The 13,005-nt window shown below is 34.5% G+C and carries 11 protein-coding genes and 1 riboswitch; of the genes, 8 read left to right on the top strand and 3 right to left on the bottom strand.

Features of this window, described 5'->3' with window-relative positions; all coding sequences use genetic code 11:
- The first annotated feature begins 196 nt into the window (after positions 1-196).
- Positions 197-1,321 carry a sensor histidine kinase gene (locus tag MKY04_RS19450; RefSeq protein ID WP_346234993.1) on the top strand — a complete coding sequence of 375 codons (1,125 nt, stop codon included), beginning with the start codon at positions 197-199 and terminating at the stop codon, positions 1,319-1,321.
- Position 1,322: 1 nt separating this feature from the next.
- Entirely contained in the window at positions 1,323-1,931 is a 609-nt protein-coding gene (locus MKY04_RS19445) for a response regulator transcription factor (RefSeq protein ID WP_126293738.1), read from the top strand.
- Between the two features lie 89 nt (positions 1,932-2,020).
- On the opposite strand, the gene MKY04_RS19440 is transcribed toward MKY04_RS19445, so the two are convergent.
- The 3 genes from MKY04_RS19440 to MKY04_RS19430 form a co-directional block, all read right to left on the bottom strand.
- On the bottom strand, positions 2,021-2,998 hold the full coding sequence (locus MKY04_RS19440; protein WP_126295820.1) for a proline dehydrogenase family protein: 978 nt from the start codon (positions 2,996-2,998) through the stop codon (positions 2,021-2,023).
- An 87-nt stretch (positions 2,999-3,085) separates the two neighbouring features.
- Positions 3,086-3,844 (bottom strand): ABC transporter permease, encoded by a 759-nt coding sequence (locus MKY04_RS19435; RefSeq protein ID WP_126295821.1) that lies wholly within the window; start codon positions 3,842-3,844, stop codon positions 3,086-3,088.
- A complete protein-coding gene (locus tag MKY04_RS19430; RefSeq protein ID WP_346234992.1) occupies positions 3,841-4,575 on the bottom strand; it encodes a phosphate ABC transporter ATP-binding protein in 735 nt (244 codons plus the stop codon). Before MKY04_RS19430 ends, MKY04_RS19435 begins: the two co-directional genes overlap by 4 nt.
- Positions 4,576-5,310: 735 nt before the next feature.
- Here MKY04_RS19430 and MKY04_RS19425 point away from each other — a divergent pair.
- The 6 genes from MKY04_RS19425 to MKY04_RS19400 all read left to right on the top strand — a co-directional run bounded on the left by MKY04_RS19425 (position 5,311) and on the right by MKY04_RS19400 (position 12,654).
- Complete coding sequence (locus MKY04_RS19425; protein WP_346234991.1) at positions 5,311-6,780, top strand: nicotinate phosphoribosyltransferase; 1,470 nt, start codon at positions 5,311-5,313, stop codon at positions 6,778-6,780.
- A gap of 14 nt (positions 6,781-6,794) precedes the next feature.
- A complete protein-coding gene (gene nadE / locus MKY04_RS19420) occupies positions 6,795-7,622 on the top strand; it encodes an ammonia-dependent NAD(+) synthetase (RefSeq protein ID WP_346234990.1) in 828 nt (275 codons plus the stop codon).
- Positions 7,623-7,787: 165 nt separating this feature from the next.
- A complete protein-coding gene (locus MKY04_RS19415) occupies positions 7,788-8,129 on the top strand; it encodes a hypothetical protein (protein ID WP_126295825.1) in 342 nt (113 codons plus the stop codon).
- A gap of 192 nt (positions 8,130-8,321) precedes the next feature.
- On the top strand, positions 8,322-9,266 hold the full coding sequence (locus tag MKY04_RS19410) for an AAA family ATPase (RefSeq protein ID WP_126295826.1): 945 nt from the start codon (positions 8,322-8,324) through the stop codon (positions 9,264-9,266).
- Complete coding sequence (locus MKY04_RS19405; RefSeq protein WP_346234989.1) at positions 9,263-10,459, top strand: DUF58 domain-containing protein; 1,197 nt, start codon at positions 9,263-9,265, stop codon at positions 10,457-10,459. Before MKY04_RS19410 ends, MKY04_RS19405 begins: the two co-directional genes overlap by 4 nt.
- Complete coding sequence (locus tag MKY04_RS19400) at positions 10,456-12,654, top strand: transglutaminase domain-containing protein (protein ID WP_346234988.1); 2,199 nt, start codon at positions 10,456-10,458, stop codon at positions 12,652-12,654. The genes MKY04_RS19405 and MKY04_RS19400 overlap by 4 nt, the downstream gene beginning before the upstream one ends.
- A gap of 31 nt (positions 12,655-12,685) precedes the next feature.
- Positions 12,686-12,787: riboswitch (purine riboswitch) on the top strand.
- The last annotated feature ends 218 nt before the right edge of the window (positions 12,788-13,005 follow it).

Here is a 13,005-nt window from a genome sequence, read left to right as displayed (position 1 = left end):
TAAGGGAAGAAACACTTAAACTAGACACTCTTAAAGAAATCTTATACGTTAGTAAAAAATGTCCCGAGAGTATTAATACTTAAGGGGCATTCTTAATTTAGAAGATGTAATGACGTTCTTCTTATAGGTGAGATTCTATAAGTAACATCGATTTTTGATATACTAAAGAAAAACTAAGGAAACTGTGGGGAAAATCATGCAAAGCTGGTACACAACATTACCGAAAAACCGGTGGGTAAGCATTTATGTTTGGATTATTTTTTGTATACTGCCATTCTACTTCATTATTCGATCTTATTCATTTATTCAAATTACAATTGGTATTGTTTTAATATTACTTTATTTTCTATCGCATCGTTTCTCTTCCAAATCGAAAAACGGACTTGTATATATGTGGGTAAGCTTTGAGATGGTATTAAACATAGCCATGACATTAATGTTTGGGTATGTTTATCTTTCATTATTTACTGCTTTCTTTATTGGCAATATTAGAAATACAGTTGGGTTTTATATTATGTATGGCCTGCATATCGGGTTTACAGTGCTTTCCATTGTAGCTGGATACTTTATAAATTTGGAATTATTCCTTTCAGAAACACCTTTTATTATTATTACAGTAATTGGCGTTGTGCTCCTGCCGTTCACCTTATACAGTAAAAATAAGCAGGAGAACCTAGTGGGGCAGCTTGAAACGGCAAAAGAAAGAATTGCAGAACTAATAATTCATGAGGAACGTCAACGAATCGCAAGAGATTTGCATGATACGTTAGGACAAAAGCTTTCAATGATTGGGTTGAAAAGTGATTTAGCTAGTCGACTCGTTACAAAAAACCCGGGGCAAGCTATTCAAGAAATTAGAGATATTCGCCACACTGCAAGTATAGCATTAAAGGAAGTTCGAGAACTTGTCTCACATATGCGTGCAGTGAAACTGAATGAAGAGCTTATAAGAGTCGAAGAAATATTAAAGGCTGCACAAATAGATTATGAAATTATTGGTGATACCGAATCGTTAAATATCCCTGTTTTAGCAGAAAATGTATTGAGTATGTGCTTAAAAGAAGCGATTACGAATGTTGTAAAGCACAGTGGAGCAAAAAATTGTAAAATAACAATAGAACGAAATGATAATGAAGTAATGTTAACTGTTTTAGATAACGGGAAAGGTCTAAAAGAAAAGCTGAATGTTGGAAATGGTTTAAAAGGAATGCAAGAACGTTTGGAGTTTATCAATGGATCACTAACTGTTGAGAATAAAAAAGGAGTAAAACTTATTATTCGTGTGCCATTAGCCATAACACACCAGAAAGGAAGTAAGTGAAATGATTCGAATAGTTATAGCAGAAGATCAAGGCATGTTGCTCGGAGCGATGAAGTCACTGCTTAGTATGGAAGAAGATATGGAAGTTGTAGGGCTTGCAAAGAATGGTGAAGAAGCGATTGCGCTAGTGCAAGAGCTAAAGCCTGATATTTGTATTTTGGATATTGAAATGCCTGTTAAAACTGGATTGGACGCTGCTGAAGAATTAGTTGAGCAAAAGGATTGTAAAATTATTATCTTAACAACATTTGCAAGACCAGGATATTTTGAGCGTGCAAGAAAAGCTGGTGTGCGTGGTTATTTATTGAAAGATAGCCCAATTGAAGAGTTGGTTCATTCAATTCGTGTAATTATGGATGGACGTAGAATTTATGCTCCAGAGTTAGTGGACTTTGTTTATGAGGATGACAGTGAAAATCCTTTAACAGAGAGAGAAAGCCAAGTTTTAGAACTAGTTGCTGAGGGAAAAACAACAAAGGAAATTGCTGCAGAACTATTCCTGTCTGCAGGAACTGTACGAAATTATATCTCCACAATACTTGATAAACTCGGAGCAGGAAATCGTATAGAAGCCATCTCCCGTTTTAGAGAAAAGGGATGGAATAAATAATAGTACTGCTTTAAAATTGGAGACATATTAATACCCATACAAAAAGGATGACAATCTATTTAACAAGATTGTCATCCTTTATTTTTATCTTATCGATTTTTTTTAGTTAAACGACCTAGTAAGAACGCAGCAGCAGTTAAACCGATAACTGTGTTTGTTTTCTTAGTGAATACTTGTTTTGTAACAAGTTTTACGTTTTGCGGACGTTCAGCTAAACGACGCATGAAATAACCATACCAGTCATTACCGAATGGTACATAAGTACAGAAGTTGTAACCTTCTTTTGCAAGCTCTAATTGCATTTCTTTACGGAATCCGTATAACATTTGGATTTCAAATTTGTCATTTGGAATGTTGTTTTCCTTAACAAATTGTTTTACGTGGTTAATAACGTTATGGTCATGAGTTGCGATTGAAGTAAATTTACCATGTAATAAGTGATATTCGATTAATTCAATAAAGTTTAAATCAATATCATTTTTATCTTGGTAAGCTACATTTGCAGGCTCTTTATAGGCACCTTTTACAATGCGAAGACGGTAGTCTTTGTATTTTTCAATGTTTTCTTTTGCGTTGAAGAAGTAAGCTTGAATAACAGTACCAACATTGTCATAAGTTTCAGATATTTTTTCCATCAAATCAAATGTAGGTTGAAGACGGTCAAGAGTTTCTTGGTCTAGGTTGACATGCATATTGTATTCGTGTGCTTTTCCTACGATTTCCATTAAGTTGTCAAAGCAAAAATCATAGTCAATGTCTAAACCAAGTTGAGAGGGTTTTACAGAAATGTGTGCATCTACACCATGTTCATGAATAGCTTCGATTACATCTAAAATCTGATTTTTTGCTTTTGTAGCCTCAGATTTTTCATAAACGAACTCACCTAAGTTATCAACTGTACAAGAAATTCCATGTCTGTTTAATTCTTTAATGCTTTCGATAACTTCAGGAATATTTGTTCCTGCAACTACACTTTGTGCACCAAGTTTTAGACCGTACCTTTGAGCAGCACTATTTAATAATTGGTTTTCAGATAAGTGGATGAAAAAATCGCGTAATACTGGCATAATTAGTACCTCTTTCTTTTTTGAAAATAATTATATCACAGAACAAAATAATATTAAGTGATTTCAAATAGTTTAAATATTCTAATATTAGTATAATATTTTCCTTAGTATTTGCATGCGTTCATTAAATAATGTAGGGTAACTTAAAAAACCTATTAAAATGCTCGTTAATGTCGCTGTTGTTAACAATCCGAAAATAATTAAAAGTTGAAATTGAACTGCTTGAATAGGATCTGCACCCCCAATTATTTGTCCGCTCATCATTCCGGGTAATTGAACTAGGCCGATTGTTTTTTGACTTTCTATTGTGGGAATCATACTTGCTCTTATTGAATCAGTCAGCTGCTTTTGAATTGCTTGCTTTGGTGTTCCTCCAAGTGACAAGATTAATTCAATTTCATCGCGGCTTGTTTCAATTTCTGCAGAGAAACGATTTAAAAATAGTATAGATAATACCATGGAATTCCCGATTAACATCCCGCTGATTGGAATAATATATTGTGCAGTAGCGGGAACAATATTAAGACCGAGTAAAATACCTTGGGTCACTACCTCAATCATAATGAAAGTAACTGCTATTTTCCATGTTATCCCTTTAATAGCTTTCCCTTTTTTTCTAGCATTTAACGTTGCAGCAATAATTATTAATGCAATCATTAGCAGTATATAAATATTACTATTTGCCTCAAAAACAAATTTTAATACATAACCTACAGCAAGTAATTGAATAACGGAACGAACAGTTGCAATAACTGTATCTTTTTCAAGACCTAATTTTAAAGATTTTGAAAGGATTAGGGGGATAAGTACAAATATTAATGTTAAAGATAATGCAGTATAAGTCATTCCTTTTCCCCCCCAACAGCAAATTGATGAACCAGTTCGTTTGATGAATTACTTAAAATACTGCTTTCACCACTTTCCAATAATTGCCCCTCCATCATAATCCAAGTAAAATCGCCGAGCCGTTTAGCTTGATCGATATTGTGAGTAATCCAAATGATTGTTGCATTATATTTTTTGTTAATTTTTAAAATGAGCTGTTCTATCTCATGTACAGATGTAGGGTCAAGTGCAGATGTAATTTCATCTAGCAACAAAATTTGCGGTCGATTAATAAGTGTCCTTGCGATTGATAATTTCTGGCGCTGACCACCTGATAAATCTGAAGCTTTTCTATATAAGAGGCTGCTATTAAGGCCAACTCCTTCCAATGAGTTGAATGCGTCTGCCTCTGTGAATTTTTTGTTTTGCAGCTTAAATGGCAAAGCGAGGTTGTCATAAACGGTACCTCTAATAATTGGTGCACTTTGCAAAACGATGCCGACACTTTTTCGAAGAGATGTTGGCTCAAAAGAAGTTATTGGCTGGTTTTGGATAAAAAGTTCACCTTCTGTTGGGGAAATTAAGCCGTTGCACATTTTTAATAATGTTGTTTTCCCAGCACCAGATGGGCCGACGAGTGTTGTAATTTTGCCTTTATAAAATACCCCCGTAATATTATTCAAAATCGATAGCTGATCAACTTCATAACAAACATTTTCAAACTTAATTGCTGTTTCATTAGGTTGTGTCATATTTTACTCCTAGAATAATTAAATGGCTTTTTAAACCTATTATAACGATTATTGTTAAGTTTGAAGATAAAATATTGAAAAACGAATTAGTATATAAGTTATCTGCAAGTAAGTTTTTGTGCTTAGCTTCTTGCGTAATATGTAATTTAGTTTGTCGAAGATTTATAAAATTATTATACTTGCAATGCTTCCTTCTATATTAAAGAAATAATTTCAGAGGACAGAAAAAAGCTAACTCGCAAAAATTTGGGGGCACGAGTTAGCTTAAAGGTTATATTGATAACTAGCTTGCTAAGGGGAACAAGACTAGTAATCTACAAAGAGGAGATAATAACACATTAAGAAGAAGGGAGAGTTAGAAGATGGCTAAGTATACTTCTAACCCTGATAGGAGTTAATTCGTCTTACCCATTATTTTTATGTGTTATTACATCTAACATGATAATAGCTTTAAAGAAAAAAATCAATAGATAATTTAAAATTTATGTTAGGAAATATAACGTGAAATAATGTGATTTTCTAAAAATCTAGTATTAAATAAGATGGTAGCGTTAACATATGACGGAAATTTGTTCTGAAAAAATAACTGGAATTTTTTGCTTGGAATTTTTGTGTGAGAAAATGTAACATATAATGGTGTGGCGAAGGAAATGAATGGAGTATAAATCAATATTTCGTTTAATGTTAAATAGTGTATACTATGACTAATTATGAAACTGGAAGAAGGGGCATCAGATGAAATCGAATTATGTTGATGACAGTTTAACATTACACACGGATTTATACCAAATAAATATGGCAGAAAGCTATTGGGCAGATGGAATTCATAACCGAAAGGCGATTTTTGAGTTGTATTTTAGAAAATTACCTTTCGGAAATGGTTATGCAGTGTTTGCAGGATTAGAACGTATGCTTCAATATTTACGGAATTTCCGTTTTTCTGATACAGATATCGCTTATTTATCTGAAGAACTTGGATATAAGGATGATTTTATAGAGTACTTAAAAAATCTCCGTTTTACTGGTTCTGTATATTCTATGCTGGAGGGTGAGCTTGTTTTTGCAAACGAACCAATCGTACGGATTGAAGCTCCGCTTGTAGAAGCTCAGTTAATCGAAACAGCACTATTAAATATCGTGAACTATCAAACGTTGATTGCAACAAAAGCGAGCCGCATTAAACAAATTATTAAGAATGAAAGCGCAGCGGAATTTGGAACACGTAGAGCACAGGAAATGGATGCTGCAATTTGGGGGGCGCGAGCTGCCATTATTGGAGGGTTTGATTCAACTTCCAATGTGCGTGCAGGCAAAATTTTTAATATTCCTGTGTCAGGTACACACGCTCATGCATTAGTGCAAGCGTATAAAAACGATTATGATGCATTCCATTCTTATGCTAAACGACATAAAGATTGTGTATTTTTAGTTGATACGTATAATACTTTGAAGTCTGGTGTTCCGACAGCCATTCGAGTTGCGAAGGAATTGGGAGATAAAATTAATTTCATCGGAATTCGATTGGATAGTGGGGATATTGCATTTTTATCTAAAGAAGCAAGACGCATGTTAGATGAAGCTGGATTCACAAACGCAAAAATTATCGTATCAAATGATTTAGATGAATATACCATTTTAAACCTAAAAGCCCAGGGTGCAAAGGTTGACTCTTGGGGCATTGGAACAAAGTTAATTACTGCTTATGATCAACCTGCTTTAGGCGCAGTTTACAAAATGGTTTCCATTGAAAATGAAAACGGTGAAATGGAAGATACGATTAAAATTACAGCAAATGCTGAAAAGGTGTCTACACCGGGGTTGAAAAAATTGTATCGAATAATTAACCGTGAAAATGGGAAAGCAGAAGGCGATTATATTGCCATGTCAGATGAAAATATACATGAAGAAGAACGAATTAAAATGTTCCACCCTGTTCATACGTTTATTTCAAAATTTGTAACGAACTTTGAGGCAAAGGAACTGCACCATAAAGTAATTGACGAAGGTGAAATTATATACGAAAGCCCTTCGGTAAATGAAATGCGGCAATATGCATTTGATAATTTAGAGTTATTATGGGATGAATATAAACGTTCATTAAATCCTGAGGAATATCCAGTTGATTTGAGCCAAAAATGTTGGGATAACAAGATGAAAAATATTCAAGAGGTTCGAAATATGGTTCATGATATTGAAAATCTTTAAAGGAGTGATGATTAGTGGGAGACTTGCAAAAACAAATAATAGAAGAATTGAAAGTTTTGCCAGAAATTAATCCAGAAGAAGAAGTTCGTAAATCAGTTGATTTTTTAAAGAAATATGCAAAAAGACATTCTTTCTTAAAAGCATTTGTTATTGCAGTAAGTGGCGGACAGGATTCAACACTAACTGGAAAGCTGGTGCAGATTGCAGTTGATGAATTAAATGAAGAGGCTGGAGAACAAAAATATTCTACATTTGCGGTACGACTTCCGTATGGAGTGCAGGCGGATGAGCAGGATTGCCAGGATGCAATCGCATTTATTCAGCCAACAAAGGTCTTTACAATTAATATTAAGAATGCTGTTGATGCTAGTGTTCAATCATTAGCGGATGCAGGAGTCCGCTTAAGTGATTTTGCAAAAGGCAATGAGAAAGCCCGTGAACGAATGAAAGTTCAATATTCTATTGCAGCAATGCATGGTGGAGTTGTAGTTGGAACAGACCATGCTGCAGAAGCGGTTACTGGATTTTATACGAAATACGGGGATGGCGGGGTTGATTTAACTCCTATTTTCCGACTTAACAAACGCCAAGGAAAACAAATTTTAGCCCATTTAAATTGTCCGGAGCATTTATATTTAAAAACACCTACTGCAGATTTGGAAGAGGAAAGACCTGCCCTTCCTGATGAAGCGGCATTGGGTGTAACGTATGAAGTGATTGATGATTATTTAGAAGGTAAAGAAGTTCCGCAGGAAGCTAGAGAAATAATCGAAGGTCATTATTTAAAATCTCAACATAAACGTCATTTACCGATTACGATTTTTGATCATTTTTGGGAATGATTTTTCATATAGTGTAGATAAAGGGCTTAAGACTTTATCTACACTATTTTTTGTTGTAAAATAAAGTAAACGGAAATAGTTAACATGTCTTAAATTTTAATTTTTATTGCCGATAATAAAAAATAATATAGGAAAAAAGATATAAGGAAGGGAGGTAAGTGCTAATTGAAAACGACAAGAGTTCAATCAACACCAAGCAGTATTTTTAGAAATTCAAAGCAGTATTTACAATCGAATGAATTATTTTATCGTGCAATGGAAGAAGGAGCTTTTCAACAGTCTTCTAAACGTAAAAATGAACGAAAACAAAAAAAGACGCAGCAAAATAACAATCAAAATCAACAAAAGGTAGTAAGAAGTAATTCAAATAATTTGGTTGTAAAGGGGTTGCAGTTTGATGGAGATTCGGTAGCAGAGGTTTGCAACAGTCTGCTGGAACACTCTGTTAAAATAACAACTGCTAGAAGTAAAATATCACGAAATAGCACTTACCGAACTTCTATATAAAATAAAAGTTAATTGCTGAATAATTGATTGAATAGATTGATTCAATACATGTTGAATCAATCTATTTTTTTGTAAATTTTATACATAGCTAATGACAATTAGTTGTATTATGAATAACATTTCGTTTATGCTGTAGTTATATTTTGTGTATATTCTGACTATTATCGCTATAGTTTGGGAGGTTGTGACTGAATGCATAAACAAATCGAAGGAATTATAGAAAATATAGAAAAAGTAATGATTGGAAAACGAGAGGTTGCAGAATTAAGTGTAGTTGCGCTGCTTTCAGGAGGTCATGTCTTACTAGAAGATGTGCCTGGGGTAGGGAAGACGATGATGGTAAGGGCTTTAGCAAAGTCTGTAAGTGCAGAGTTTAAACGAATCCAATTTACTCCTGATTTACTTCCATCTGATGTACTAGGTGTTTCTATATACAATCCGAAAACGCTTCAGTTTGAATTTAGACCTGGACCGATAGTAGGGAATATCATTTTAGCTGATGAAATTAATCGGACATCCCCTAAAACGCAATCAGCATTGCTTGAAAGTATGGAGGAATCTTCGGTAACAGTCGATGGGGAAACATTACAGATTCCAAAACCTTTTTTTGTAATGGCCACTCAAAATCCGATTGAATATGAAGGGACTTATCCTTTGCCAGAAGCGCAGCTCGACCGATTTTTATTAAAAATAAAGATGGGTTATCCAACTGCTCAAGAGGAAATTGAAGTGCTGCGTAGAGCTGAAAAAACAGAACCAATTACACAACTTTCACCTGTAATTTCTATAGAAGAGCTTATAGAACTGCAAGAAGAAGTGCTCAATGTTTATGTAGATGATTCAATCAAAAGCTATATTGTGCAGTTGGCTAGGGCAACAAGAAAGGTGAGTGAGATTTATCTTGGGGTAAGTCCACGTGCTTCGATCGCATTAATGAAAGCATGCCAAGCATATGCAAAAATGAAAGATCGGGATTTTGTGAAACCAGATGATGTACAATATTTAGCTCCATATGTTTTCGGACATCGCATTATTTTAAAACCTGAAGCGAGATATGAGGGTGTTACTGTAGAAGGTATCGTAGACCGTATTCTCTCGAATGCAGTTATTCCAATTAAAAGGTATGCTGAAAAATGAATAAAATAAAAGGGGTATTAGGCGATGGGGGACGCCTTGTCGTCATTATTTTACTTATTGTCATTACCTTTAGTTATGCGATGTTCCAGGGAGGGTTTGTTAGCTGGTTTATTTTTTACACAATTGCCCCGTTTTTGATTTATTCATTATTACTAATATTTGCCCCAATTCAAGTAGTGGAATTTCAGAGGGAAATTGAGCCTTCGAAACTTCAACGCGGTGATAATGCTAGGGTCACGGTTCGCTTTAAAAATAAAACATGGTTTCCTCTAATCTTTTTGACCGTTAAAGAAATGGGAACGCTAAATAATGAACATGATCAGTTTATTGAACTATCAAATCAAATATTTTTTGTAGGATGGAAAAGGAAATTTGAGTGGACATATAATTTTCAAAACGTAGGGCGCGGGCATTTGCAATTCAGTGGACTAAAATTAACTTTTACAGATTTTTTTGGATGGACTTTACGGACGAAATTTATAGAAGAGGATAAGACGGTTGTTGTTTATCCCCGAATTTCCGAATTGAAATACAAACCTTTGAACATGCAATTTGAGCATGGCGGGGTTCCATCGCCATATACAATGGTGAAGGATGCTTCGTTAGTAACTGGTGTTAGGGAATATCAATCGGGTGATAAATATTCATGGATTCATTGGAAATCATTTGCGAAAAATGAAACATTACGTACAAAAGAGTTTGAAGATCGTCAATCTCAAGAACTTTTTCTTATAATTGACCAATCATCTAATATAAATTTTGAATATAGTGTTGATTTAGCTGCATCAATTTTGCAAAGTGTTATAAAAAGTCATGGTGATATTTCATTTCTTTCCACAGGGGAAAACTACCAATACTTTCAAAAAATCAAAACCCAAAATCAGATGGAAAAAGTAATGCAGCATCTCGCGATTGTAAAACCTGATGCAAAAAAGTCATTGGATTCGTTTCTTGCTAATGAAATTGGATTAAACAATTCTGCAACAATAACTCTAATTACCGGAGAGCTTTCTGAATCGGTGGAGCGTTTTTTAGTAAATAGTACAAAGTTGACACAAGGAATCATTTGCCTTGTTATTACGGATCAAAAAGACAAATTATTAGAATCTCGAATTAAACTGCCAACTGTGAAGGTTATCCCAATATCGAAGACGAACTTCGAAAAGGTATTCACGGAGGTGATGAAGCCGTGAAAAAAAATAATTTTAAACGATTAGAATTAGCGCTTTATTATGTTGTCGTTTTCTTTATTTTACGAGAGTGGCTTGTTCCTATTATGGAGTTGACTGGAACAGGATATACAAGTTTAATCCTCCTTTTCATTGCTATCAATCTTGTGCTTAATTTATTTAAAGTACACTATTCTATCTCGTGGGTTATTAAACTTGTGTATATGTCATGGTTTATAGTTTTTGTTTATAGTGGACAATCTATTTTATCGGTAGATGGTTTTCTCTTTTTATTAGATATTTTTAAAACAAATAGCGCCATCATTATCCAATCCGATTGGGTGCATGTAACAGATCCATTCCGGACATTACTGTTTTTTATTTTAATATGGATGTTAATTTATTTAATTCATCATTGGATAACGGTTCGAATGACGATTTTTTATTTCATTGTACTTACTGTATTTTTCATTGCGACCCTCGATACATTTACTGAATATGATGGCTCAAATGCCATTATAAAAATTGTATTGCTCGGTTTAATGATGACTTCTATTTTATTTATTAAACGGCTTCTTTCACAATCGAATGTTCATATTGCCTGGTTTAAATATATAAAACTCGTAATGCCTATTGTGTTTTTAATAGGACTTTCGGGGATTGTTGCGATTTTATTACCTAAATCTCCTCCTCAATGGCCTGACCCGGTTCCATTTATTAAATCTGCTGCTGGTCAGGGTGAGGAAATCGACAACCGGGATGGTGTTTCGAAGGTTGGCTATGGAGAAAATGATAGTAGGCTTGGAGGCTCTTTTATAGCAGATGATACTGTTGTATTTCTTGCACAAGCTGAAACAAAACAATATTGGCGTGTAGAAACGAAGGATATTTATACTTCAAAAGGGTGGGAGAAATCGGATTACTTTGTAGGAACAGCGAGTGTATACCTTCCTAATGAACCGATTTATCACTCCTTGCCAGTTGGACCAGAAGAAGAGACTCAAAGTGCATCGATTCAAGTCTTATACCCATTTGAATTTATAATTCAACCATACGGTTTAAAATCGATAGAGGTTGATGGAACAGCGGATGGAAGTATTGAACTTCATATGGATGATAACTCGGAGAAACTTATTCCGAAAGTAAATAATAGTACTATTACTTTAGATAATTACTTAGTTCAATACAGTAAACCGGTTTATCTTTATAGTGAACTGAAAAATCCAACGGAAGAGATGAATCCGTTTATTCAGGAACGATATTTACAGCTACCAGAGACGCTGCCTTCTAGAGTAAGGGATTTAGCGGAAGAGATTGTTGCGGGGGAAGAAACGCCGTACGATAAAGCTCGAGCAATTGAAATGTACTTTAGACAAAATGGATTTCGATATTCGACGGATAATGTAGCAGTTCCCGCTGAAGACCAAGACTATGTCGACCAGTTTTTATTTGAAACGAAAATTGGCTATTGCGATAACTTTTCAACTTCGATGGTTGTATTATTGCGTTCAATAGGAATTCCTGCTCGATGGGTAAAAGGATTTGCAGGTGGAGATGTTATTAATACTGATGGTGCAGTGAAAGAATTTCAAGTAACAAACAATGATGCACACTCATGGGTAGAAGCATATATCCCGAATGTAGGATGGATTAACTTCGAACCAACAATTGGCTTTAATAACACTCGAACTATTAATTATGATGTGCAAACAAATGCTTACCAACAAGAGGAATTAACGGTTGATGAAGAAACTGAACCTGATGAAACAGTTGAAGAGGAAGAAGAGGAACAACAAAAGACAACAGAAAAAAATAACATTTTATCTACTTTTGTAGATTTTGTTAAAGAGCATAAGGTAGTACTTATTTTTGTATTTATTGTCCTAGTTCTTTTCGCATTTTCGCTTTACAAGCTTCGTCGTAAATGGCTTCCGAAGGTTTATGTAAGAATGAATAAACAAAAACAGTTTAGTGAAGCATCGTTTGAAGCAATGTATTTGCAATTGCTAAAAATTTTAGAGTTGAAAGGCTTTAAAAGACTAGAGGGACAAACGTTGCAATCGTTTGCTGCTGAAGTGGATGCTTATTATAGTACGAAGCATATGTCAAACATTACAAAGGCGTATGAACAATTTATTTACGCAAAAGATTTAAGAGAAGTTGACTTTGATGAAATGAAAGAAAGTTGGGAATATTTAATCAATCGGACAACTAGTTGATTTTAACTGATACTAAGAGTAAAATTTAGAAAAATAATAAATAGGCTGCCTTCATATAAGTCCGATAATATGGTTCGGATGTTTCTACTAAGTTACCTGAAATAACTTATCTATGACGGCGGGCATTGCTATGTATTTCTAGGTGTGCCCGTCTTTATAGTTAGAACATGAACGCGTCAGAAAGTATTCTTTTTGAACGCGTTTTTTTAACAATATAAGTACTTTTCGAAAGATAAAAATTATATATCTATTTGAGTAATGTCTAGCTCCAGTGCCCAGCCCCTCGAGATCGCTTCGGTACCTTCCCGCGTGTGAAACCACACTCGTCAGGTCCCTCCAGCGCTTGTCGGG

Source organism: Lysinibacillus telephonicus, from assembly GCF_039654155.1.
GTDB lineage: Bacteria > Bacillota > Bacilli > Bacillales_A > Planococcaceae > Ureibacillus > Ureibacillus telephonicus.
Note: the sequence above shows the minus strand (reverse complement) of the source record. Positions and strands in the feature narration are given on the sequence as shown.